This is a genomic window from Micromonospora sp. NPDC051300 (assembly GCF_044455315.1).
Taxonomy (GTDB): domain Bacteria; phylum Actinomycetota; class Actinomycetes; order Mycobacteriales; family Micromonosporaceae; genus Micromonospora; species Micromonospora robiginosa.
The window spans coordinates 231,122-253,402 of sequence record NZ_JBITEP010000003.1; the positions used below are offsets into that span (position 1 = coordinate 231,122).

The 22,281-nt window shown below is 72.9% G+C and carries 25 protein-coding genes and 1 pseudogene; 11 read left to right on the plus strand and 15 right to left on the minus strand.

What is annotated here, in order from left to right:
• Positions 1-49: 49 nt before the first annotated feature.
• The 13 genes and pseudogenes from ACIA5A_RS06105 to ACIA5A_RS06165 all read right to left on the minus strand — a co-directional run bounded on the left by ACIA5A_RS06105 (position 50) and on the right by ACIA5A_RS06165 (position 8,394).
• Positions 50-970, minus strand: coding sequence for a hypothetical protein (locus ACIA5A_RS06105; protein ID WP_396756925.1), 921 nt, complete (start codon positions 968-970; stop codon positions 50-52).
• A 4-nt stretch (positions 971-974) separates the two neighbouring features.
• Positions 975-1,445 carry a hypothetical protein gene (locus ACIA5A_RS06110; RefSeq protein WP_396756927.1) on the minus strand — a complete coding sequence of 157 codons (471 nt, stop codon included), beginning with the start codon at positions 1,443-1,445 and terminating at the stop codon, positions 975-977.
• A gap of 15 nt (positions 1,446-1,460) precedes the next feature.
• Positions 1,461-1,802: a hypothetical protein gene (locus ACIA5A_RS06115; RefSeq protein WP_396756929.1), complete on the minus strand. Its 342-nt coding sequence runs from the start codon at positions 1,800-1,802 to the stop codon at positions 1,461-1,463.
• Positions 1,803-1,960: 158 nt separating this feature from the next.
• A complete protein-coding gene (locus tag ACIA5A_RS06120; RefSeq protein WP_396756931.1) occupies positions 1,961-2,089 on the minus strand; it encodes a hypothetical protein in 129 nt (42 codons plus the stop codon).
• 99 nt (positions 2,090-2,188) lie between these two features.
• On the minus strand, positions 2,189-2,317 hold the full coding sequence (locus tag ACIA5A_RS06125) for a hypothetical protein (protein WP_396756933.1): 129 nt from the start codon (positions 2,315-2,317) through the stop codon (positions 2,189-2,191).
• A gap of 15 nt (positions 2,318-2,332) precedes the next feature.
• Complete coding sequence (locus ACIA5A_RS06130) at positions 2,333-3,586, minus strand: hypothetical protein (RefSeq protein ID WP_396756935.1); 1,254 nt, start codon at positions 3,584-3,586, stop codon at positions 2,333-2,335.
• On the minus strand, positions 3,583-4,038 hold the full coding sequence (locus ACIA5A_RS06135; RefSeq protein ID WP_396756937.1) for a hypothetical protein: 456 nt from the start codon (positions 4,036-4,038) through the stop codon (positions 3,583-3,585). The genes ACIA5A_RS06130 and ACIA5A_RS06135 overlap by 4 nt, the downstream gene beginning before the upstream one ends.
• Positions 4,035-4,817: a sigma-70 family RNA polymerase sigma factor gene (locus ACIA5A_RS06140; RefSeq protein ID WP_396756939.1), complete on the minus strand. Its 783-nt coding sequence runs from the start codon at positions 4,815-4,817 to the stop codon at positions 4,035-4,037. Before ACIA5A_RS06140 ends, ACIA5A_RS06135 begins: the two co-directional genes overlap by 4 nt.
• Positions 4,818-4,863: 46 nt before the next feature.
• Positions 4,864-5,067, minus strand: a complete 204-nt coding sequence (locus tag ACIA5A_RS06145) for a hypothetical protein (RefSeq protein ID WP_396756941.1) — start codon at positions 5,065-5,067, stop codon at positions 4,864-4,866.
• Complete coding sequence (locus ACIA5A_RS06150; protein WP_396756943.1) at positions 5,064-6,098, minus strand: DUF6907 domain-containing protein; 1,035 nt, start codon at positions 6,096-6,098, stop codon at positions 5,064-5,066. Before ACIA5A_RS06150 ends, ACIA5A_RS06145 begins: the two co-directional genes overlap by 4 nt.
• Positions 6,095-6,493, minus strand: coding sequence for a hypothetical protein (locus tag ACIA5A_RS06155; RefSeq protein ID WP_396756945.1), 399 nt, complete (start codon positions 6,491-6,493; stop codon positions 6,095-6,097). Before ACIA5A_RS06155 ends, ACIA5A_RS06150 begins: the two co-directional genes overlap by 4 nt.
• 103 nt (positions 6,494-6,596) lie before the next feature.
• Positions 6,597-8,033, minus strand: a pseudogene (locus tag ACIA5A_RS06160) (YifB family Mg chelatase-like AAA ATPase); the annotation flags it as partial.
• Position 8,034: 1 nt separating this feature from the next.
• Positions 8,035-8,394: a YraN family protein gene (locus ACIA5A_RS06165; protein WP_396756947.1), complete on the minus strand. Its 360-nt coding sequence runs from the start codon at positions 8,392-8,394 to the stop codon at positions 8,035-8,037.
• 215 nt (positions 8,395-8,609) lie between these two features.
• Here ACIA5A_RS06165 and ACIA5A_RS06170 point away from each other — a divergent pair, with 215 nt between their 5' ends.
• The 8 genes from ACIA5A_RS06170 to ACIA5A_RS06205 all read left to right on the plus strand — a co-directional run bounded on the left by ACIA5A_RS06170 (position 8,610) and on the right by ACIA5A_RS06205 (position 17,278).
• A complete protein-coding gene (locus tag ACIA5A_RS06170) occupies positions 8,610-9,635 on the plus strand; it encodes a hypothetical protein (RefSeq protein ID WP_396756949.1) in 1,026 nt (341 codons plus the stop codon).
• A 274-nt stretch (positions 9,636-9,909) separates the two neighbouring features.
• On the plus strand, positions 9,910-10,791 hold the full coding sequence (gene rpsB, locus ACIA5A_RS06175) for a 30S ribosomal protein S2 (RefSeq protein ID WP_396756951.1): 882 nt from the start codon (positions 9,910-9,912) through the stop codon (positions 10,789-10,791).
• A gap of 127 nt (positions 10,792-10,918) precedes the next feature.
• A complete protein-coding gene (gene tsf / locus ACIA5A_RS06180; protein ID WP_396756953.1) occupies positions 10,919-11,746 on the plus strand; it encodes a translation elongation factor Ts in 828 nt (275 codons plus the stop codon).
• 151 nt (positions 11,747-11,897) lie between these two features.
• Complete coding sequence (gene pyrH, locus ACIA5A_RS06185) at positions 11,898-12,665, plus strand: UMP kinase (protein ID WP_396756955.1); 768 nt, start codon at positions 11,898-11,900, stop codon at positions 12,663-12,665.
• Between the two features lie 86 nt (positions 12,666-12,751).
• Positions 12,752-13,309 (plus strand): ribosome recycling factor, encoded by a 558-nt coding sequence (gene frr / locus ACIA5A_RS06190; RefSeq protein WP_396756957.1) that lies wholly within the window; start codon positions 12,752-12,754, stop codon positions 13,307-13,309.
• Positions 13,310-13,570: 261 nt separating this feature from the next.
• Positions 13,571-14,812, plus strand: coding sequence for a phosphatidate cytidylyltransferase (locus ACIA5A_RS06195; RefSeq protein ID WP_396756959.1), 1,242 nt, complete (start codon positions 13,571-13,573; stop codon positions 14,810-14,812).
• 104 nt (positions 14,813-14,916) lie between these two features.
• Positions 14,917-16,062, plus strand: coding sequence for a 23S rRNA (adenine(2503)-C(2))-methyltransferase RlmN (gene rlmN / locus ACIA5A_RS06200; RefSeq protein ID WP_396756961.1), 1,146 nt, complete (start codon positions 14,917-14,919; stop codon positions 16,060-16,062).
• Positions 16,063-16,084: 22 nt separating this feature from the next.
• Positions 16,085-17,278: a DivIVA domain-containing protein gene (locus ACIA5A_RS06205; protein WP_396756963.1), complete on the plus strand. Its 1,194-nt coding sequence runs from the start codon at positions 16,085-16,087 to the stop codon at positions 17,276-17,278.
• A gap of 73 nt (positions 17,279-17,351) precedes the next feature.
• Here the strand turns inward: ACIA5A_RS06205 and ACIA5A_RS06210 are convergent, their stop codons facing one another.
• Positions 17,352-17,576 carry a DUF2631 domain-containing protein gene (locus ACIA5A_RS06210; RefSeq protein ID WP_181572192.1) on the minus strand — a complete coding sequence of 75 codons (225 nt, stop codon included), beginning with the start codon at positions 17,574-17,576 and terminating at the stop codon, positions 17,352-17,354.
• A 243-nt stretch (positions 17,577-17,819) separates the two neighbouring features.
• Between ACIA5A_RS06210 and ACIA5A_RS06215 the strand changes: the two genes are divergently transcribed.
• Both ACIA5A_RS06215 and ACIA5A_RS06220 read left to right on the plus strand, forming a co-directional pair.
• Positions 17,820-19,400 carry a Rieske 2Fe-2S domain-containing protein gene (locus ACIA5A_RS06215; protein WP_396756965.1) on the plus strand — a complete coding sequence of 527 codons (1,581 nt, stop codon included), beginning with the start codon at positions 17,820-17,822 and terminating at the stop codon, positions 19,398-19,400.
• Positions 19,401-19,508: 108 nt separating this feature from the next.
• Positions 19,509-20,144, plus strand: a complete 636-nt coding sequence (locus tag ACIA5A_RS06220) for a TMEM175 family protein (protein WP_396757088.1) — start codon at positions 19,509-19,511, stop codon at positions 20,142-20,144.
• A 53-nt stretch (positions 20,145-20,197) separates the two neighbouring features.
• Here the strand turns inward: ACIA5A_RS06220 and ACIA5A_RS06225 are convergent, their stop codons facing one another.
• Entirely contained in the window at positions 20,198-21,793 is a 1,596-nt protein-coding gene (locus tag ACIA5A_RS06225) for a phytoene desaturase family protein (RefSeq protein ID WP_396756967.1), read from the minus strand.
• A gap of 68 nt (positions 21,794-21,861) precedes the next feature.
• Between ACIA5A_RS06225 and ACIA5A_RS06230 the strand changes: the two genes are divergently transcribed.
• Positions 21,862-22,281, plus strand: coding sequence for a 50S ribosomal protein L7/L12 (locus tag ACIA5A_RS06230; RefSeq protein ID WP_396756969.1), 420 nt, complete (start codon positions 21,862-21,864; stop codon positions 22,279-22,281).

Below are 22,281 nucleotides of genomic sequence, written 5' to 3' on the forward strand. Positions count from 1 at the left end.
GCGCAAACCCCGGGTGGGGGCTTGCGCCGCACGGCGGTAGCCGGGCCGGTTACTCGCCGGTGACGAACCGCTTGTTGCCGGCGTCCGGCACCGCCTGGTACGCCTCCTTCACGGTGTTCTGCTTGCCGATCTCGTCGGCGGCCCGCTCCCACGCGGCGGCGGCCTGCGCGGACAGCTCCCGGGCGGACGCGACGGTGGCGATGGTGCCGTCACCGACCTCGAAGCTGCGCAGCGCGGCCACGTACTGCTCACCGCCGGCGGTGGACGCGGCGCGGTGGGCGTTGGCCATGCCCTGCGCGAAGGCGATGGCGGTGGGCAGGCCGGTGATCTCGGCGTTCGGCATGGCGGTCTCCTTCAGGATGGGGAACATGGGGATGACGGTGGCGAGTTTCGGCTGCCCGCCGGTCGGGGTCGGGTCGGGGCTGGCGGTGGGCTTGGTGTCGGGCGTCGGGGTCGGGGCGGCGGGGATGTCGTGCCGGTTGCACCACATCTGCACCTGGCTGCCGTTCGTCACCGGGGTCATGGCGTCGATGTGCTGCTCCCGGCCACACCGGTCGCACGTGGTGACGCCCACCGGCCGCTGCTTGGCGCGCGCCTCGGAGACACCGGCGGCGACCCTGCCTGCGGCGTCGGATGGCCGCGCCGCCGGCGTCGGCTTGCCGTCGCTGGGGGTGGGCGCGGGCTTCGGCTCGGCCACCACGTCGAGCATGTCGTCGACCGGCTGCGCCTTCGCCTTGGCCTTCGCCCGCCGCCGGTCCGTGTTCGCGGCCAGCGAGTCCGAGTACAGATCCTTGAACCAGTCACCGGTCATGTAGCGGGGCTGCGCCGGCACCGGCTGCCCGGCCGCCTGGGCGCGGGCCTTCTTCAACTCGTAGCGCGGGTTCGGCTTCCCGCGGTAGGCGTACAGGCCGTCGGTGACGCCGCGCTGCAACATCAACGCGAACACCAGCACCCAGAAGATCGGATCCATCGGGTCACACCTCCACGGTGACGGCGCCGCCGCCGCTGGCCTTGATGGACCGCTGCGCCAGCAGCACCGCGGTCGCCCCGACGAACAGGGCCAGCGCGATCGGGGAGGCCGTGCCCAGCCACTCCCGCAGCGGCCCGGCGATCAGGTCGAGGGCGGCGTGCGTCCACTCCCCGATACGGTCGCCCAGCTTCCCGGCGCACGCCCGCGCCACCGACGGCATCAGCAGCAGCGACCAGATGGCCTGCCGGTTCGGCTCCCAGTCCACGACCAGGTCACGGACGAGCAGCACCACCAGCACCCCGAGCGCGACGGGCGGCACCCAGCCCCACGGGATCGCCGACAGGACGGTGTCGATCGTGTCGCCGATGAACATGCCGGCGACCAGCGGGCCGCCGACCAGGGCGGCGGCGGTTGACGCCCAGGCGAGCACCTTGATGCCCTTCGGGCGGACGGTGTTCTTGAACCTCTTGGCCACGGGGTGGCTCCCTTCTCAGAGGAACAGCCAGAGCGCCCAGTCGGCGCCGGGCTTGACGATGTGGTCGGTGAACCACTCGACCGGCGGCAGCTCGGCGAGCAGCTTCACCGTGACGGCGGTAAACACGAATCGGGACGGCCGGGTGAACGGCCACTCGGCGGTGCGCAGCACCACGACGGCGGGCACCGCGACGAGCCAGCAGAACGCCACCCCGGCGAACCGGATCGGGCCGTCGGTGCGGGCGGTCCAGGGGGCGCGGCGGGCGTAGTCGAGGATCTGTTCGACGGCGGGGGCGCGTTCGGCGAGCGGCGACGGCAGGGTGAAGAACCCCTTGAGGTGCCCCGCCGTCCGGCTCACCCACCCCGGACCGCCGTGACTGTGGGTGATCGGAGAGTGGAGAGTTTCGGCCGTCCGCTGGGCGGTTTCGCGCTCGCGGGTGCCTGGCTGGAACTGTCCAGTGGAGAGTTTCCCGACCGGAGAGTTACCGACGGTGACGCGCTGGCCGTTGGTGGCGGTCATCGGGCGACCGCCCACACGATCGTGCCGAGCATGACGCCGACCATGAACGCCAGCAGCAGGGCCGCGTACACCTGCGGGCCGATGGTGGCGTGTGGGGACGGCGCCTGCGGGGGCTGGTGGGGCATGATGGGTTCTCCTTCAGGTCGGTTCCGGTGCGGGGCCGGTCGGTTGGGGACCCGGGGCGCGACCTGTGCTGCCAGGCCGATCGGTCGCGCCCCGGGGGTCTACCTGCTGCGGGTCTTCCGCCTGGCCGGGTGCGTCGTCGCCCCCACGTGCCGCCAGTACGGGTCCTTCACGTCGACGTACTCGATGTCGCCACCGCACGTCGCGCACTGCTCGATCCGCCTGGTCATGGCCTGCACCTCCCCTCAGACCGCGGCGCGGTCGTCGTCGGCGGCCGGGGCAGCCGCCAAAGCCTTCTGCACGGTCCGCACCGACCGCTCCGTCGTCCCGGCCAACTCCGCAAGCCGGGCCTGCTTCGCGGCCGGTTCCGCCGCCAACGCGGCCACCACACGGGCCACCAGGTCGGCGCTCACACCCGGAAGAGCGGGCACGTCTCCCGCCGCCGGGAGCGGAAGAGCAACCGGAACGGCGGTGACGCTCTTCCGGTCTTCCGCACCGGAAGAGGCCGGGCTCTTCCGGTTGCTCTTCCGGTTGTCGGAACCGGAAGAGACGGCGCTCTTCCGGTCGGCGTCTTCCGCTTTCCGCAGCAGCCGATCGTGGGCGGCGCGCACCCGCGCCAGCTCGTCGGCGACGGCCTGCCGGGACTGCTCCACGGCGGCGGCGTGCTGCTCGGCGGTCACCTTCTCGGCGACCGCGCGCTCCGCCATCAGCCGCGCCTCCTCCAACTGACCTGCGGTTCTGGAGGTTTCATCGGAGACTTTCGCCGCCTGGGCACGCGCGTCGCGGGCGGATGCCTGCACCTCTTCGAGTTGCTGCTTGTACCGGGCGGCGGCCTCCGCGTGCTGCGCCTTCAGGAAGGTCACCTGCTCGCGGTTCTTCCGGTCCGCGTCGGCGCGCTCTTCCGCCTGCCGGGACCGGAAGAGGTCGAACGCCTTCCGCTCCTCTTCCGCCTGCTCTTCCGCCTTCTTCCGGTTGGCCTCTTCCGCCTCGGCGTGCTCTTCCGCCTCGGTCCTCTTCCGCTCTTCCGCCCGGAACGCGGCCTCAGCCTCGGCCCTCTTCCGGTCCGCCTCTTCCGCCTGGGCGCGCGCGCCGCGGGCATCTTCCGCTAGCCGCGCCGAGACGTCTTCCGCTTCACGCTCGGCGGCGGTCTTCCCGGTGAGCGCCTTCACCCGCACGACGACGATCGGGGCGATACACGCGACGGCGAGGACCAGACCCCACGGCGTCTCCTCACCCTTGGTGATGAACACCGGCACCAGGTGCACGGCGCCCTGGCAGAACAGCATCAGCGCGAGGCTGATCGCGATGTCGAGCCGCCGCCGCTTGTGGAACGCCGTGATCACGTACACGTCGATCATGACGGGAAACGCCCACGCCACGTACCAGACGAAGTGGGCCATCACCGCAAGGTCGAACTCGCCCTTGGCGGTGAGGCCGACGGCGGTCGCGAGGGCGACGCGTTCGCCCACGACAGTCCAGTTCGTGTCGTCGGTCTTCACCGGTCGTTGCCTCCTTCGACGTCGCTGTAGGGCCGGCCCGTCGACGGGCGGAACACTTCGTGCGCCGCCCCGATCGGGCGGCCGTCCCACACCTGCCACCCGCCGCCGGGCATCCGCACCCAGTCACCCTCCTGGGTGCCGCCCCCCGAAACCGTCGTCGCCTCGACCACCCGGCCGTGGGCCATCGCGAACAGGCGCCCGCAACTACGGCACGACCACGCCATCCCGTCCGGCACCCGACCCATCGCATCCACGGTGTGCGGGAGCAGACACCAGGGGCAGGCCGGCTCGTCGTGCTGCCGCCAGTGCGGGGCAGCGCAGGTCACGTACACCCGCACCTCGCCGTCCCGGTTCGGGTATCGCCGTGAGACGGTCATGGCGGGCAGCACCCGCCGGAGCAGGCCGACAGTCACGTCGACCTGCCCGACGGTGCCGCTGATGCGGATCTTCACTGAACGGCCACCAGATCGGCCGCCAACGTCCGGAGGGTGCGCCGCGCCCGATTCAGCAGCTCCGACGCGTAGCCCAGCGAGCAACCCATCTCCTTGCCGACCTCGGCCAGCGAAAGACGCTGCACGTATCGGAGCCGCACCGCCTGCTGCTGCTTCGCCGGCAGCAAGGCCAGCAGCGTGGGCGACTTACGGAACACCTCCGCCTCCGGCGACTCCACCGCCCGTTCGGTCCGGCGGTCTTCCCACGGCGAGCCCGACAGGTCCGCCTCGTGCAGCGCCCGCCACAGCGTCGAGTGCACCGTCGACGTGGTCAACCCGCGCTTCTCCGCGATCTCGGCAATCGACATGCCGTGCAGGCAGTGCGCCCGCACCACGTCCCGCTGCCGCGGCGACAGAGCGGCCAGCGCCACCCGAATCCGTGCCTGCACCTCAGGGTCGGCGGTACACGGCAGCGACGACGGATCTACCGTCTGCGACTCCACCCACTCGATGTCCTCACCGAGCAGGGCCGGCACCGCGCGGCGCCGCTGGTGCGCGAGGGTCCGAACCTTCCACTTCGCCTCAGTGACCAGCCAGCCGGTCAGGTTGTCGATGTGATCGAGCTGCGTCCGGTCGGCCCACAGTTTGACCAGGGCCTCCTGCACCGCCTCCTCCGCGTCGGCCCAGTTACCGCAGAACCGGAAGATGATGCGGACGATGCGGGCCTGCTCGTTGCGGACCAGCTCGTCGAATCGGTGCTCCCGCACCAGGTCATCCATGTCGATCGTGGTGGCGCTCATGATTCCACTCCCCAGCAGACCAAGATCAGCGCAGAACATTGGGATGTCAGCAGCCGGCCGCAGCCGGCACCAGCGTGTAGAAGACCGGCCCCGTCGCGGGCTCGCACTGGAACACCTCGGCGAACATCGCGCCGGCGGAGGCAACGTCGGCCGCAGCGACCGCCTGGGCGTGCAAACCGTCGGCGACGTCGACCAGGTGCACGGCGGCCAGCCGGTGCGGGGCGGCGTACACGTCGATCTCGTACGTCACAGCACACCCCGGTCCGCGTCAGCCACGTCGGCGGCCTTCACCAGCAGTCCCGCGTACCTGCGGGCGTCGTCCGGCGTCATCTCCACCTCGTCCGCCCGCACGAACGCGCGGCCGGTCACGCTGTGGTGGTCGTCGCGTTCCACCAGCACCTCAACCGTGTTCGACGTGCGACCGGCCGAGTCGGTGACCGCCAGGGCGCCGATGTGCCCGGTGTGGAACACCTTCCCCGGGTCACCCGTCGCCGTGCTGGTCGCCCACGCCGGGGCGGACGTCGCCGGGGCGGGCCGGGCCGAGGCGAGCAGCGCCAAATCCCGGAGGTGACCAGCCAGCGCGCGCGCCTCCGCCGACGACAGGGACACCACCCCGGCGGCCGTCACATCCAGTTCGACGGTGGCGGTGGTCGACCGGTAGTGGCGGTGCATCGCCACCACGACCACCGACTGTTCGCCGTCGACCGCGTCGACCAGGGTCAACGGGATCTCCGTCAGGCCGCCGCCGTGCACCCGGTCGTCGTACATGTCCCGCGCCGAATGCCCCCCCAGGCACCACCCGGGGCACGGGCCGTCCAGCCAGAACGGTGCCCGCTCCGGCGCCGGCCCGATCGGCAGCGGCTTGTCCCCGAGGGTCGCCGTCGTGTCCAGCAGCAGCGCCACCGTCAGCGCCTCGTGCGGGGTGAGCCGCAGCCACTTCATGTTCGACTCGCCGCCGATGCGCTTGCCGACCTCGATGCGCGGGGCCACCTCGTGCGGGGACTGGCGCATCAGCACCGACAGGTGGTCGTTCTGCCGGTAGTGGGACAGCGGCATGAACCCGTCGTCCAGGTTCGGGGCGTCGATGACGCAGTCCAGGTCGGCGGGACCGACGACGACCTCCGCGTGCCCGTTGCGGCACCACGACCGGCCGCAGTCGTCCGGGTCGGCCACGGCGGGCCGGGCGGCGGGCAGGCTGGTGGCGGTGAACTGGACGGTGTCGCCCCGGTCGGCGCGGTTGCCGTCGGGCATGCTGAAGATGCCGATCGCGGGGGCGGTCACTTCGTCACCTCGGCGCGGGCCGCGGCGATCTCTTCGGCGGTGGCCGGGACGCTGCACGACACGCTGACCGACCAGCCGGAAAGGTTCTGGTGCCGGCTGATGCGCGAGGAGTAGCCGGCCAGCGGCGTGTCACCGTCGAGGGTGTGGGCGCGGCTGCTGCGGCCAGCGGCCGGCAGGTCCAGGTAGGCGGCCCACCGGTCGACAGCGACCGTGTCGCCGTAGTCGAACTTCAGGTACAGGGCGCGGAAGGAGTACATGTCGACCTGCTCCGGGATGGGCAGGCCGAGGGCAACACCGCCGACGTACATGTCGAAGGCGTCCTCACGGGTGGCGGGCGTGTCGCCCGTCTCGGTGGTGCTGGTGGCGCGCTGCGCCGGGATCGTGGAAGATTCCACTGGTTCTCACTCCCTGTGTCCGAGGGTGTCGAGGGCAAGTGGTCCGGTTGGGAGGTGCAACTCCTGGCCGGGCCCACTGTCGTTCTGTGCTCTGCCCCTAGTCTGTACTCCCGAGGCGGAGCACCCGGTCGTATCCGCGCGCCGACAGCGAGCCGGTGTCGAGGCGGCGCCGCAGCTCCCGGGTGATTGACCCCGGCAGGTGCCACGGTGGCCGGCGCAGGTGCGGGCCGGGAACGTCGGCGTTCACCCGGTGCCCGGTGGGGGCCCAGCGGTCGGCCGCGGCCCGGCGCGCCTCGGCGACCCGGGCGGCCACCGCGGCCGAGGACTCCTGCGGGGCGCCGGTCTGCAACAGCTCGGCCGCGCGCACCGGCATCAGCCGGACCTGCACGTCGACCCGGTCGAGCAGTGGGCCGGACAGCCGCCCCAGGTAGCGCCGCCGGGCCTGCGGGGTGCACTCGCAGTCGGCGTCGCCGGACGGCTTGGCGCAGGGGCAGGGGTTGGCGGCCAGCACGAGCTGGCTGCGGGCCGGGTATTCGGTGGCGCCCCGGGTGCGGGCGACCCTTACCCGGCCGCTCTCCAGCGGTTGGCGCAGCGCGTCCAGCGCGCCCTTGGCGAACTCGGGCGCCTCGTCGAGGAAGAGCACGCCACGGTGGGCCAGCGACACCGCGCCGGGGCGGGCCAGCCCGGAACCGCCGCCGACAAGCGACGGCACCGTGGCGGTGTGGTGCGGCGCCTGGAACGGAGGGCGGCGCAGCAGGCCGCCGCCGGGCGGCAGCAGGCCGGCGATCGAGTGCAGCGCGGTCACCTCCAGCGCGGCCTCGTCGTCCAGCTCGGGCAGGATCGACGGCAGGCGCTCGGCGAGCATCGTCTTGCCGGCGCCGGGCGGCCCGAGCAGCGCGAGGTGATGGCCGCCGGCGGCGGCGATCTCCAGGGCCCGGCGGCCGAGCGGCTGACCGGCGACGTCGCACAGGTCGGGGCCGGCGGTGGCGTCGACCGGTGACTGCCCGGGCGGGACGAGCAGCGGCGTGCCGTCGCGCACGTGGGCGACGAGGCGGTGCAGGGTGTCGACGGCGCGCACGCGTACGCCGGGGATGACGGCGGCCTCGGCGGCGTTGCCGGCGGGCACCACGACGCGCGGGTAGCCGGCCCGGGCGGCGGCCGCGACCATCGGCAGGGTGCCGCGGACCGGCCGCACCGTGCCGTCGAGACCGAGTTCGCCGAGGATGACTGTGGCGTCCAGGGCGACCGGGGGCAGTTCGCCGGAGCCGGCGAGCACCGCCACCGCGATGGCGAGGTCGAACGCGGAGCCGTACTTGGGCAGGGTGGCCGGGAGCAGATTGAGGGTGATCCGCCGGTTGGGCCACTTCTGGCCGGAGTTGACGATGGCGGCGCGGACCCGGTCGCGGGCCTCGTGCAGCGCGGTGTCGGGCAGCCCGGAGATGACCACGGCGGGCAGGCCGGGGGCGAGGTCGGCCTCGACCTCGACCACGTGCCCGGCCACGCCGGCCAGGCCGACGCTGAGGATCTTGGCGTAGCCCATGTCAGAACGCGCCCCGGAGGTGTTCGACCCGGGCCCGACCGGTGGCCGGCAGCCGCACCGAGAGCACGTCGAAGCGGACCTCGTCGGCGGTGGTGCCGGTCTCGGCGAGCCAGCGGGCGGCCAGGCCGCGCAGCCGGCGGGCCTTGGCCCCGACCACCGCCTCGGCGGGGAAGCCGTACCGCTCGGTGCGCCGGGTCTTCACCTCGCAGAAGGCGAGGACCGGGCCCTCCCAGGCGATGATGTCGATCTCCCCGTCGGGGCAGCGCCAGTTGCGGGCGATCGGCCGCAGCCCGGTGTCGATCAGGTGCCGTAGCGCGCACCGCTCGCCGTAGGCGCCGACGGCCTGGTTCCGGTTCGTCATGCCCGCCAGGATGGGGGTGACCGGTCGCCGGCCGGTGTCCCGACGCCGTCGGCCTGTGGACGCGGGTGCGCCTGTGGACGGGCTCACGATCTTCGCCGCGTCCTGGTATGGGCGCGGTCACCCCGCGTCACCCGATCGCCACCGGCCGGAGCGGTGCTGAGCTGCGGCGACGTCGCGGCCGATCCGAATGGCGCGGCTGGTGCCTGTCGCATACCGTGCCGGTCGTGGACGGACGACGCAGCTACCCCGAGGATCAGCAGGAACCGCGGTGGGGCGACCGCGGGTACGAGTCGAACTGGCGTGCCGCTGGTGAGCCGCGCTACCGCGACGAGGACTACCGCGCGCCGGAGCAGCGCGCCGCCGAGAGCCGCTACGGGGGCTACTCCGCCGCCGACCCGCTCGTCGACGACACGAGCGGTTGGCGGTCGCAGCGCCCGGACGACCCCGAGGTCTCCGGTGAGCTGCCTGGCCGCGCAGGTCGCCGGGCGGCCCGTGAGGCGACGGAAGCGCCCGGTGAGGATCCGCTCAACGCGGTGTCCCGCAGTGGCGTCGACGCGCTCGGCACGGCGTCGCGCGGGGCGGCCAACCCGTCGGCCGGCGTGACCGACCCGCTCGCGGGCGCCCGGGGCGCCGATCCGTACGGGCTCGGGGCCCGAAGCGCCGATGCCCTCGCCGGGGGCGCCGATCCGGCCCGACCCGGCCCGCTGGGCGGCTACCCGATCGTGGACACCGGCCGGGCGGCCGAGCCCACCACTGCCGGCGGGACGCAGATCTCCCTCGGCGGCCGGACGGGCCCCGGCGCGGCCACCCCGTTGACGGTGGGCGAGCGGCCGACCGGTGCGGCGGACCCGGCCGCGCCGCCGGTGAACCCGCTGGAGATGCCGACCGGCCCGATGCCGGCGCTGGTGCCCCGGCCGGAGGGGCCGCCGCCGGGCGACGGCGTCTACCGGACCCGGCGGCCGGCGCTCGCGGTGCTGCTGGCGGCGCTGGTGGTGGTGCTGGAGGTGCCGGCGTTACGGGTGTTGCTGCACGGGCTGGTGGGTGACCCGGTGTCGGCGTCGCACGTCGTGGTGGGCACGTTCCTGGTGGTCGGGCTGCCGATCTTCGGTGCCGGGCTGTACGGGCTGCGCACCGGCGGGCTGGCGCTCGCCGAGGGCAGTCGCGGCTGGCTCCGCCCGCCGACCGCCTACCTGACCGTCGGTCTGGTGCTCTTCGTCGCCGCCGCCCTCGCGGCCCGCTGACCGTCGGCGGCGGCACCCGTCGGAGCCGCCCGCCGAGCGCAAGATCAGGCAGGACTCCGCACCCCGGGGCCGGGGTGCGGAGCGGGCGCGTACACTTGGCAACGGCGACCGCCTCGCGCGGTCGACCTCGCGTGCCCTCTCCACGATCATCCCGTGGGGCGACGGCCTCCCTGGTCCCGGTTCTTCACCCGGGCCCACCCTGGCCGGCGACCGGGCGCCAGGCGTCCGGCCGCCGGCCGGACGGACAACCAGGGACACAGTAGGAGTACCCACCATGGCCGTCGTGACCATGCGTCAGCTGCTGGAGAGCGGTGTGCACTTCGGGCACCAGACCCGCCGCTGGAACCCGAAGATGAAGCGCTTCATCTTCACCGAGCGCAACGGTATCTACATCATCGACCTGCGCCAGACCCTCGACTACATCGAGAAGGCGTACGAGTTCATCCGCACCACCGTCGCGGGCGGCGGCAGCATCCTGTTCGTCGGCACCAAGAAGCAGGCCCAGGAGGCCATCGCCGAGCAGGCGACCCGGGTCGGCCAGCCGTACGTCAACCACCGCTGGCTCGGTGGCATGCTGACCAACTTCCAGACCGTGTACAAGCGGCTGCAGCGGATGAAGGAGCTCGAGGCCCTGGGTGACCTGAGCGGCACCGCCGCCGGTTACACCAAGAAGGAGACCCTCCAGCTCTCCCGCGAGAAGATCAAGCTGACCCGCACCCTCGGTGGTCTGCGGGACATGCAGAAGCTGCCGGCCGCGGTCTGGATCGTCGACACCAAGAAGGAGCACATCGCCGTCGACGAGGCCCGCAAGCTGGGCATCCCGGTGATCGCCGTGCTCGACACCAACTGCGACCCGGACGAGGTCGACTTCCCGATCCCGGGCAACGACGACGCCATCCGCTCGGCCGAGCTGCTGACCAAGGTCGTCGCCGCCGCCGTCGCCGACGGTCTGATCGCCCGCTCCGGTCGTAACCGGGGCGGCGACGAGAAGCCCGAGGCGGGCCAGGTCGGCGCCGACGAGCCGCTGGCCGAGTGGGAGCGCGAGCTGCTCGAGGAGCCGAAGAAGGCCGACGAGCAGCCCGCCGCCGCCGAGCAGCCGGCCGCCGAGGAGCCGAAGAAGGCCACCGAGCAGCCGGCGACCGCCGCCGCGGAGTGATCTCGCCGTCGCGCCCCCACCGTCCGGGTTCCCGGGCGGTGGGGCGCGACGGGTACGCCGGGCAGCTCCGGCCCGGAACCGGGTAACCAGCTTCCCAGACCACCTCACTGACACCGAAGAGAGAGTCATGTCCAACTTCACCGCCGCGGACGTCAAGAAGCTCCGGGACCTCACCGGCGCCGGCATGATGGACTCCAAGAAGGCGCTGACCGAGGCCGAGGGCGACTTCGACAAGGCCGTCGAGATCCTGCGCGTCAAGGGCGCCAAGGATGTCGGCAAGCGGGCCGGCCGCACCGCGGCCAACGGCCTCGTCGCCCACTCCGGCCAGGCGCTGCTCGAGCTCAACTGCGAGACCGACTTCGTCGCCAAGAACGACGCCTTCATCGCGCTGGCCCAGCAGCTCGTCGAGCACGGCGTGACCAGCGGCGCCACCACCGCCGAGGAGCTGCTCGCCAGCAGCATCGACGGCAAGAGCGTGGCCGACCTGATCCAGGAGCAGTCCGCCAAGATCGGCGAGAAGCTGGTGCTCAACCGCTTCGCCAAGCTCGACGGCACCACCGCGGTCTACCTGCACCGCAAGAGCCAGGACCTGCCCCCGGCGGTCGGCGTGCTGGTGCAGTTCACCGGCAAGACCGACGAGGCGGCCGACGCGGACGCCCGTGGGGTGGCGATGCAGATCGCCGCCATGCGGCCGAAGTACCTCACCCGCGACGAGGTGCCCGCCGAGACGGTCGAGTCCGAGCGGCGCATCGCCGAGCAGACCGCCCGTGAGGAGAACAAGCCCGAGGCGGCGCTCCCGAAGATCGTCGAGGGCCGGGTCAACTCCTTCTTCAAGGACTTCGTCCTGCTGGAGCAGGCCGCGGTCGCCGACAACAAGAAGACCGTCAAGCAGGTGCTGGCCGAGGCCGGCATCGAGGTGACCCGCTTCGTGCGGTTCGAGGTCGGTCAGGCCTGAGCCGCCGCCCGGGCCCGGCCCGGGCGCAGGGGAACGTCGACGAGGAGGCCGCCGGTGTACGCGACAGGCACCGCGGCCTCCTCGTCACATAGGGTCGGCAGGGGCAGTTACGCGATGCCCGCGCGACGCGCGGGGAGAAGGGGCGGGGCGGATGACGCAGGTTGTGAGTGACCGGAGCCTGGCGGAGGACGACCCGACCGCCCCGCCGCCCGGTCGGTCCCGCCGGGTGGTGCTGAAGCTCTCCGGTGAGGTCTTCGGCGGCGGCGCGATCGGTGTCGACCCGGACGTCGTGCAGGGCATCGCCCGGCAGATCGCCACCGTGGTCCGTCGCGGCGTGCAGGTCTCCGTGGTGGTCGGCGGCGGTAACTTCTTCCGCGGCGCCGAGCTGCAGAAGCGGGGCATGGACCGGGCCCGCGCCGACTACATGGGCATGCTCGGCACGGTGATGAACTGCCTCGCCCTCCAGGACTTCCTGGAGAAGGAGGGCATCGAGACCCGGGTGCAGAGCGCCATCACCATGGCCCAGGTCGCCGAGCCCTACATCCCGCTGCGGGCGATCCGGCACCTGGAGAAGGGCCGTGTGGTGATCTTCGGCGCGGGCGCCGGGATGCCCTACTTCTCCACCGACACGGTCGCCGCCCAGCGCGCGCTGGAGATCCGCGCGGACGTGGTGCTGATGAGCAAGAACGGCGTGGACGCGGTCTACACCGCCGACCCCCGGCTCGACCCGACCGCGAGCAAGCTCGACTCGATCACCTTCTCCGAGGTGCTGCGCCGCAACCTGCGGGTGGCCGACGCCGCCGCGTTCAGCCTCTGCATGGAGAACGGCCTGCCGATGCTGGTCTTCGGCGCCCAGGGCGACGACACCATCGTCCGGGCCGTCGGCGGTGAGAAGATCGGCACGCTGATCACCGCCTGAGCCGGTCCCACCGGACCGGTGGCGGTCCTCTGCCACAGCCTGAGAGCACAGCCCACGACGAGCGACAGAAGGAGGCGAGGAGACCGGTGATCGACGACACCCTCCTCGAGGCGGAGGAGAAGATGGAGCGTGCCATCGAGCACGCCAGGGAGGAATTCGGCGGGATCCGCACCGGTCGCGCCAACGCCGCCATGTTCTCCCGGATCCTCATCGACTACTACGGCAGCCCGACCCCGCTGCCGCAGATGGCGTCCATCGCGGTGCCCGAGCCGCGCATGGTGATCATCAAGCCGTACGACAACTCGCAGACCAATGCGATGGAGAAGGCGATCCGCGACTCGGACCTCGGGGTGAACCCGAACAACGAGGGCAACCAGTTGCGCATCCTGCTGCCGCAGATGACCGAGGAGCGGCGGCGCGAGATGACCAAGGTCGCCCGGCAGAAGGGCGAGGAGGCGAAGGTCGCCGTCCGCAACATCCGCCGCAAGGCCAAGGAAGAGCTGGACCGCATGGTCAAGGACGGCGAGGTCGGCGAGGACGAGGGCCGCCGCGCGGAGAAGGACCTGGACGACCTGACCCAGCGTTTCGTCGCCACGGTGGACGAGATGATCAAGCACAAGGAGACCGAGCTGCTCGAGGTCTGAGCGGCACGCGTACTCCGTCACGGCACCGCGCCGCCGCCGCCCGGCATCCCGGGCGGCGGCCCGGTGCCGTCGTCGTGCCCGGACGGCGTCCACCCTCGCCGCCTCCCGGGTGCAGTAGGCTCGGCACGATTCGGCGACCACCAGCGGGTGAACGACGGGAGTCGCCCGGCCGTCGGTCCGTCAACAGGAAGTCTCACGCCGGTAGGGGATGGTCTTGGTCTTGCGTCATGTGGTGGCTTTCGTACCGTCTGCCGGTGCGTGATGTCCCACCCCGACCCCTACGGCAGCACCGAGCCGCGCGGCTGGGACCGGCCGGCCCCGGCCCTGCCCTGGCCGGAGACCGACCTGGAACCCGGCCCGTGGCAGCGCCCCGCGCCCGGCCCGGACGCGTTCGGCGCCGACGCCGGGGCGTACGCCCGGCCCGCCGAGCGGGAGACCTACGCCCGCCCGCCCGCCGACCCGTACCCGGGCGGCCCGTGGCCCGCCGACGGCCCGCCGCCCGGCGGTCGTGGTCCGCGCGGTGACGACCGGCCGGAGGACGAGTTCCCCACCGCGCAGATCGCGCCGGTGCGGGACGAGCCGACCGGCCACCTCCCGGAGGTACGCGACGAGCCGCCGTCCGGTCGCCGCGCGAGGGGGCGGCGGCGGGCGAGCGCGGAGCGCCCGCCGACCACCGCGCCCCCGGCCTCGAAGGCGGGGCGCAACCTGCCCGCGGCGATCGGCGTCGGGCTGGGCCTGGGCGCGGCGATCGTGGTGCCGCTCTTCTTCTTCCTGCCGGCGTTCCTGGCCGTGCTCGCCGCCGCGGTGGCGATCGGCATCTGGGAGATGGCCCGGGCGGTGCGCCGCAGCGGCGCCCACCCGCCGCTGGTGCCGTTGGTCGCCGGCGGGGTGATCATGATCGGGCTGGCCTGGTTCGCCGGCCCGGACGCGCTCTGCCTCGGGCTGCTGGTCACCGTGCTGGGCACGATGATCTGGCGGCTGGGCGACGGGCCCGGCAACTATCAGCGGGACCTCACCGCGGCCACGCTGATCGTGGTCTACGTGCCCTTCCTCGCCGGCTTCGCGGCCCTGCTCGCCGCCGCGCCCGACGACGGGCACCTGCGGGTGCTGGTCACGCTGGTGGCCGTGGTGCTCTCCGACACCGGCGGGTACGCCGCCGGGGTGGCGTTCGGCAAGCGCCCGATGGCCCCGAAGATCAGCCCGAAGAAGTCCTGGGAGGGCTTCGCCGGCTCGGTCACCGCCGCCGCGGTGGGCAGCGCGCTGCTGCTGTGGCTGCTGTTCGACGTGGCCCCGTGGTGGGGCGCGCTGTTCGGGGTGGCGATCTCCTGCGCCGCGGTGCTGGGCGACCTCGCCGAGTCGATGATCAAGCGGGACCTGGGCGTCAAGGACATGAGCAACCTGCTGCCCGGCCACGGTGGCCTGATGGACCGGCTCGACTCGATCCTGTTCGCGGTGCCGACGGCGTACCTGCTGCTCGCGGTGTTCGTGCCGGTGGTGGGCTGAGGGATGGATCACCTCCGCGAAGCGGGGCCAACCGGCCGGTCGGGGGCGATTCGGCACCCGCGGACGGGTGCGTCCGGCCCGGCCCGTGTCAGACTGGACGCGCCATGACGAGCCTCCCGCTGATCTCCGTAGACCCCGACGCCCGCGGCCGCCGGCCCGCGATGCCTCCCCGCCACCTCGCCGACCTGGACCTGCCGGGCCGGCAGGCGCTCGTCACCGAGCTGGGCGAACCGGCGTTCCGCGCCAAACAGGTCTCGAACCACTACTTCGGCCGGCTGGTGCGCGATCCGGAGCGGATGACCGACCTGCCGGCGGCGACCCGGGAGAAGCTGGCCGGCACGTTGCTGCCGACCCTGCTCAACCCGGTGCGCGAGCTGGCCTGCGACGACGGCGCCACCCGCAAGGCGCTCTGGCGGCTGCACGACGGCTCGCTGGTGGAGAGCGTGCTGATGGGCTACCCGGACCGGGTCACCGTCTGCATCTCCAGCCAGGCCGGCTGCGGCATGGCCTGCCCGTTCTGCGCCACCGGCCAGGCCGGGCTGACCCGCAACCTCTCCACCGCGGAGATCGTCGACCAGGCGGTCTACCTGGCCGGGGTGGCCGCCTCCGGGGCGGTGGCCGGCTCCCCGCCGCGGCTGTCGCACGTGGTGTTCATGGGCATGGGCGAGCCGCTGGCCAACTACGCGCGGGTGGTGGCGGCGATCCGCCGGCTGGTCGCGCCGGCGCCGGAAGGGCTCGGCCTGTCGCAGCGGCACATCACCGTTTCCACGGTCGGGCTGGTCCCGGCCATCCGCCGACTGGCCAGCGAAGACCTCTCGGTGACCCTTGCGTTGTCGCTGCACGCCCCCGATGATGAGCTGCGCGACGAACTCGTCCCGGTCAACCAGCGCTGGAAGGTGTCCGAGGTGCTGGACGCGGCGTGGGACTACGCGGCCACGACGGGGCGTCGCGTGTCCATCGAATACGCGATGATCAAGGACGTGAACGACCAGCCGTGGAGAGCCGATCTGCTCGGGCGGCTGCTGGCCGGCAAGTTGGCCCACGTGAACCTGATCCCGCTCAACCCGACTCCGGGCAGCCGTTGGGACGCCAGCCCGAAGCCGGTCGAGCGGGAGTTCGTCCGGCGGTTGCGCGACGCCGGGGTGTCCACCACGGTGCGGGACACCCGGGGCCGCGAGATCGACGGGGCGTGTGGGCAGCTCGCCGCGGCCGAGGACACGGACAGCGACCCCCGCGCGGCAACGGCGTAGCGGTACGAGACCAGGAGACATAGTGGCGAGTCAGGGTCAGCGTTTCCGGCGGAAGGCGCTCCGCCGGGGATACAAGGTCGACGAGGTGGACGCCTTCCTGGACCGGGTCGAGGCGACCCTCGACGGTCAGCCGGTCGGCGCGCCCGTCGCCTCCCAGGAGGTCCACGACGTCGTCTTCCGGGTCCGGTTCAACGGCTATGACGAGTGGCAGGTCGACCTGCACCTCGACCGGGTCGAGCGGCAGCTCGCCGAGCTGGAGGAGCGCTCCGGCGGTCCCGGCGGTCGGGCCGGCGATCCCCGGATGGCCGACCGGCTCGGCCCGCCGATGCGCGACGACCGCGGCCTGTCCCCGGTGCCCCAGCCGCCGATGCCGCCCCGCCAGATGCCGGCCCAGGCCGGCCCGCCCGCCGACCGCTACGGCAACCGCTACGACGAGCCGACCGGCGCGTTCGCCGGCGGGTACGACGGCCCGCGCGGCGGCTACGACGCGCCTCGTGGCCCGGCCGGTCCGCCGCCGATGGGCCCGGGTCCGGGTGCGCCGCTCGGGCACGGCGGCCCGCCGCAGCGTGGCCTGCCGGCCGGCCCCGGTGGTTACGGCCCGCCGGACCACGGTCCGGGTGGCTACGGTCCGCCGGACCAGGGCCCGGGCGGCTACGGCCCGGAGCCCGGCCAGGGTGGTTACGGCGGCCCCGGCGACCGCTTCGACGGCTTCGAGGCCGGCCGGCACGGTCGCGCCGACATGACCGCCGAGATCAGGATGCCCGAGCGGGAGTTGCGTGAGCTGCGCGGCCGCGGCCCGGCCGGCCCGCCGGCGCTGCCCCAGCAGGGCTACGGCCCGCCGGAGCAGGGTTACGGCCCGCCGGAGCCGAGCTATGGCGGCGGCCCGTCGATGACCGGCCCGCCGCTTGTCGGCCCGCCGGCCGCCGGCCCGCCGATGGTGGGTCCGCCGCTGGCCGGCCCGCCCGGCAGTGACCTGCACCGGGTCGACCAGATCCGGCGCAGCTTCCAGGTCCGCCGGTTCGGCAGCGGGTACGACCCGGACCAGGTCGACAGGTTCTTCGAGACGCTGCTCGGCGGCATGCAGGGGCGCAACGCGATGCCGGTGAACCCGAAGGACCTCGACACGCTGCGCTTCGGGCTGGTGCCCGGCGGCTACTTCGAGGCGGAGGTCGACGCCGCGCTCAAGGACGTCCAGGACATCCTGCTCGGCCGCTGAGCCACTGACGACGGCGAAAGGGCCCGCACCCGTGAGGGTGCGGGCCCTTTTTGCGTACCGCTGGCGTCGTGCGTCAGGACCGCAGGCCGTTGCGGCGCAACACGGCGTCGCCGATGACGATGGCGAGCAGCAGCGCGGCGATCCCGAACAGCCAGATGTGCTCCACCCGGCCCTCCTCGGTGCCGCAGAGCGCCATCAACACCAGCGCCACCGCCGACACCACCGCACCGATCCGCCCGGACTTGCGGTGCCCCGGCTTGTGCTGATCTGGCGCGGTTACCGGCTCGTCTCCTGCCACTGTCGGTCCTTCCCTCGCGATCGGATCTCCGGCTAGTCTGGCACGCCCCGTGGCGGGCCCGGCGCAGGGTCCGGCCGGACGGGACGCGGATGACCCGGGCGGGCGACGGCGGGCACATCGGCTCGGGCCGTTGGACCCGACCCGGCCGGGTCGACGGGCACTACGGGCGTCGCGGGACGGTGGCCAGACTGTCTCCGGTAGCGTCGGGGCGTACGCCTGATGCCTTTTCCGAGGGGGACTACGGTGCGAGTGACCGGTACGGGCCACGCCAGCATGCGGATCGACACGCCCGCGGGCAGCATCCTGTGCGACCCGTGGGTCAACCCCGCCTACTTCGCCTCGTGGTTCCCCTTCCCGGACAACTCCCGGCTCGACTGGGCGACGCTGGGTCAGGTCGACTACCTGTACGTGTCGCACCTGCACCGGGACCACTTCGACGCGAGGCACCTGCGCGACGTGATCTCGAAGGACGCGACGGTCCTGCTGCCCGAGTTCCCCACCTCCGAGATGGAGGACGAGCTGCGGGAGCTGGGCTTCACGAAGTTCCTGAAGGCCCCGAACGAGCAGGTCGTGGAGCTGCCCGGCGGCCTAAAATTCATGATCCAGGCGTTGACCAGCCCGACCGACGGCCCGATCGGCGACTCGTCGCTCTGGGTCGAGTACGACGGCGTCCGCCTGCTCAACCAGAACGACGCCCGGCCCACCGACCTGACCGTCTTCGCCGAGCTGGGCCACGTGCACGCGCACATGCTCCAGTTCTCCGGCGCGATCTGGTACCCGATGGTCTACGAGCTGCCGCAGTCGGCGAAGACCGCGTTCGGCAAGCAGAAGCGGGACCGGCAGTTCGACCGCACCTGGCGCTACATCGACGACCTGAAGGCCGACAACGTCTTCCCGATCGCCGGCCCGCCGTGCTTCCTCGACGACGAGCTGTGGCAGTTCAACGACATCTTCGGCGACGAGGGCAACATCTTCCCCGACCAGTCGGTCTTCCTGTCGGAGTACGCGAAGGTCGGCGGCACCAACGGCATCGTGCTGCTGCCGGGCAGCGTCGCCGAGGTCACCACGGAGGGCACGACCACCACCCACCCGGTGCCGGTCGAGGAGTTCTTCGCGAACAAGGTCGCCCACCTGGAGGAGATGCGCGAGCGCAAGCGCCCGATCATCGAGGCCGAGAAGGCGTCCTGGCGGCACCCCGAGGTCGACGTGCTGGGCGAGATGAAGCGCCGGATCGAGCCGCTGCTGGACGAGTCGATCTACCTGGCCAAGGGCGTCGGCGGCCCGGTCCGCTTCGACCTGGTGGGCTACGACGGCGTCGAGGTCGAGTCGATCGTGGTGGACTTCCCGGGCAAGGAGGTCCGGCCGTACGCGGACGAGAAGGTCCGCTACCGGTTCCGCACCGAGCGGGCGCTCGTCGAGCACCTGCTGCACATCGGCGAGGTGGACTGGGTCAACTCGCTCTTCCTCTCCTGCCGGTTCTCCGCGGCCCGCATCGGCCAGTACAACGAGTTCGTCTACGCGTTCTTCAAGTGCCTCTCCGAGGAGCGCCTCCAGTACGCCGAGGGCTGGTACGACGAGCACGAGCGGGCGGTCGACGCCGAGGACATCACGCTCGACGGCTGGGTGGTGCAACGGCGCTGCCCGCACCTGAAGGCGGACCTGAGCCGGTTCGGCATCGTCGACGGCGACCAGCTCACCTGCCAGTTGCACGGCTGGAAGTTCGACCTGGCCAGCGGCCGCTGCCTGACCAGCGTCGGGCACAAGATCCGCGCCCACCGGGCCGACGAGGAGACCCCGGCGCCGGCCGGGGAAGCGGTCATCTGACGCTTTCGCCCCGCCCGCCGCCTTCGGCACGCGACCATCGTGGTGAGGGGGCGGCGGGTGACGGGTGCGGACAGGGAACCGGGCTACCGGTTCGGGCGCAGCAGCGAGATGGCGCGTGACGCCTCCCGGGTGGAGGCGTTCAGCGACGCGGTGATCGCCATCGTGCTCACGCTGATGGCGGTCGAGCTGCTCCAGTTCGACCCGGGCGTGCCCGACGACAAGGGGTTGCCGGCCGCGCTGGCGCACGAGTGGCGGGCCTACCTGGCGTACGTGATCACCTTCGCGGTGGTGGGCCAGGTCTGGCTGACCCACCACAACATGTGGCGGTACGTCTGCCGGGTCGACCAGATGCTGCTGGTGCTGAACCTGCTGCTGCTGATGTTCGTGGCGGCCATCCCGTTCACCGCGAACCTGCTCGCGGACAACCTGCGCGGCACGCCCGGTGAGCAGCAGCTGACCGCCGCGCTCTACGTCGGCACGGTGCTCGGCGAGGCGCTCTTCTTCAACCTGAGCTGGTGGTGGGCGCGCCGCCGTGGGCTGCTGCACCCGGATCTCGACCCGAGCCTGGCCCGGGCGGTGGCCCGTCGGTTCCGGCTCGGGCCGGTGCTCTACCTGGTCGCGTTCGCGGTGGTGTTCGTCGACCCGATCCTCAGCCTGCTGGCGTACCTGCTGCTGGTCGGCCTCTACGTGATCCGCGGCCCCGGCGACCTTCCGCGCGCCGGGCAGGAAGCCGCCCCGTCGTGAGGTGTTAACAGGGGGCCCCTGCTATACCGCAGGCGTTAACAGGGGGCCCCTCCTTACATGTCGGCGAGGATGCGGCGGGCGGCGTTGTGACCGGCGGCGCCGATCACGCTGCCCGCCGGGTGGCAGCCGGCGCTGCCGGCGTAGACGCCGGGAACGCCTGTCGCGTACGGCATCCGGTCGGTGAACGAGACCGTGTTGTCGACGTGGTGGATGTGCCCGCCGGTGATGCCGAAGTGCGCCTCGATGCCGGGCGGGGGCAGCGGCACCGCGTCCGCGATCAGGTCGCCGGTGCCCGGCGCGTACCGCTCGCAGATCGCGACCAGCTTCTCCACGTAGCCGGGCAGCGCCGCGTCCCAGGTGGTGCCGGCCAGCTCGTAGGGGACCGACTGGACGAACAGCGCCGACGAGTGGTGCCCGGCGGTGTCCTGCAACGACGGGTCGACGGTGGTGTGCAGGTACCACTCGATCGTCGGCTCCTCCGGCAGCCGCCCGGCCCGCACGTCGGCCCACATGCCGCGCAGCGCGGCCATCGGCGACGACCCGCCGCCGCCGACACGTGAGTCGGAGCCGGGCAGCAGGTGGATGGTGGAGCCGAACGGGCTCGGCGCGTCGGCCGGCAGGCAGGAGAAGCGCGGCAGCCCGGTGAGCGCCAGGTTGAGCTTGAGCGTGGTGCCGGGCCGGCGGGCCGCCGTCATCCGCGCGCCCAGCTCCGCCGGGAGCGCGCCGTCGGGCAGCAGCTCCATCAGCCGGTACGGGTCGCACGCGCCGAGCACCACGGGGGCGGCCACCTCGCGCCCGTCGGCGAGCACCACACCCGACGCGGCGCCGCCGTCCAGCGTGATCGCGGCGACCGGGGCGCCGGTGACGATGCGGGCCCCGGCGGACCGGGCCGCGTCGGCGAACGTGCCGGACACCGTGCCCATCCCGCCCCGGGCGATCATCCAGGTGCCGTCCGCGCCGGGCAGCCGGCACATGTTGTGCACCAGGAAGTTGTGCCCGGTGCCCGGGTCGTCCGGGCCGGCGTTGAGCCCGGACAGGCCGTCGGTCACCGCGTACATGCTGACCAGCAGCTCGGAGCGGAAGTCGAAGCGGGCCAGGTGGTCGGCGACCGAGCCGCGCACCAGGTCCACGAAGACCTGCCGCAGCGCCGGCCGGACATAGCGCTCGGCGGTCTCCTCCACCGGCAGCGGCTCGGCCAGCCAGGCCGGCGCCAGGTCCTCGCGGAGCTGCGCCAGCTCGGCCTGGAGCGCGTCGTCGGCGGCCACGTCGGCCGCCGAGAACATCTCGGTGAGCTGCCGCCGGGTGGCCGCGGTGTCGCGGCCGAAGAGGAGGTACGGCGCGCCGGGCCCGCCCGGCGTGGGCAGGAAGTAGTGCGGGTCGCGGCGCACCACCGGGATGGTCACGTCGAGCGTGGCGAGCAGCTCCGGTGGCATCAGCCCGAGCAGGTACGACCCGGTGGAGTGCCGCAGGCCGGGCACCTTCGGGAACGGGTTCTCGGTGCGGGTGGCCCCGCCGAGCACCTCGGCCGCCTCCAGCACCAGCACGTCGAGGCCGGCGCGGGCCAGCAGGATCGCCGAGACCAGACCGTTGTGCCCGGAGCCGACCACGACCACGTCGGCGCGGGCCGGCAACTCACTCCCGTCATTCATGGGACCGGAGCCTACTGGCGGGCGGATCGTGGCGGGAGGGTTCGCGGCCGGGCGTTACCGTGGCGCGCATGCCCGAGGGTCCCCAGTTCGTGCTCCTGGCCGTGATCGTCATGCTTCTGCTGCTCCTGTTCGTGTTCCGGCGCCCCGCCGACCGGTCCCGCGACCTGCTCGCCCCGGACCCGGCCACCGGCGGCGGGCAGGGGGAGGTGCTCCGGCTGGCCCGCGAGGGGCGGACCGTCGAGGCGGTGAAGCTGCTCCGCGAGCAGACCGGGCTGCCGCTGCTGGAGGCGAAGCAGGCGGTCGACGCGTTGCGGGCGGGCGGTGTGCCGCCGGCCCGACCCGCCGGCCCGGCCGACCTCGACGACGCGGTGCGCGCCGAGGCGACCCGGCTCACCCACCGCGGGAAGAAGATCCACGCGGTCAAGCTGGTCCGGGAGCACACCGGCTGGTCGCTGGCGGAGGCGAAACGGTACGTGGACCGGCTCTGA

Bases quoted from the DNA above. Each gene is read 5' to 3' on its own strand.
- ACIA5A_RS06105 (WP_396756925.1), bottom strand. From the start codon at position 970: ATGGATCCGATCTTCTGGGTGCTGGTGTTCGCGTTGATGTTGCAGCGC.
- ACIA5A_RS06120 (WP_396756931.1), bottom strand. From the start codon at position 2,089: ATGCCCCACCAGCCCCCGCAGGCGCCGTCCCCACACGCCACCATCGGC.
- ACIA5A_RS06125 (WP_396756933.1), bottom strand. From the start codon at position 2,317: ATGACCAGGCGGATCGAGCAGTGCGCGACGTGCGGTGGCGACATCGAG.
- ACIA5A_RS06140 (WP_396756939.1), bottom strand. From the start codon at position 4,817: ATGAGCGCCACCACGATCGACATGGATGACCTGGTGCGGGAGCACCGA.
- ACIA5A_RS06165 (WP_396756947.1), bottom strand. From the start codon at position 8,394: ATGACGAACCGGAACCAGGCCGTCGGCGCCTACGGCGAGCGGTGCGCG.
- rpsB (WP_396756951.1), top strand. From the start codon at position 9,910: ATGGCCGTCGTGACCATGCGTCAGCTGCTGGAGAGCGGTGTGCACTTC.
- tsf (WP_396756953.1), top strand. From the start codon at position 10,919: ATGTCCAACTTCACCGCCGCGGACGTCAAGAAGCTCCGGGACCTCACC.
- pyrH (WP_396756955.1), top strand. From the start codon at position 11,898: ATGACGCAGGTTGTGAGTGACCGGAGCCTGGCGGAGGACGACCCGACC.
- ACIA5A_RS06195 (WP_396756959.1), top strand. From the start codon at position 13,571: ATGTCCCACCCCGACCCCTACGGCAGCACCGAGCCGCGCGGCTGGGAC.
- rlmN (WP_396756961.1), top strand. From the start codon at position 14,917: ATGACGAGCCTCCCGCTGATCTCCGTAGACCCCGACGCCCGCGGCCGC.
- ACIA5A_RS06220 (WP_396757088.1), top strand. From the start codon at position 19,509: ATGGCGCGTGACGCCTCCCGGGTGGAGGCGTTCAGCGACGCGGTGATC.
- ACIA5A_RS06225 (WP_396756967.1), bottom strand. From the start codon at position 21,793: ATGAATGACGGGAGTGAGTTGCCGGCCCGCGCCGACGTGGTCGTGGTC.
- ACIA5A_RS06230 (WP_396756969.1), top strand. From the start codon at position 21,862: ATGCCCGAGGGTCCCCAGTTCGTGCTCCTGGCCGTGATCGTCATGCTT.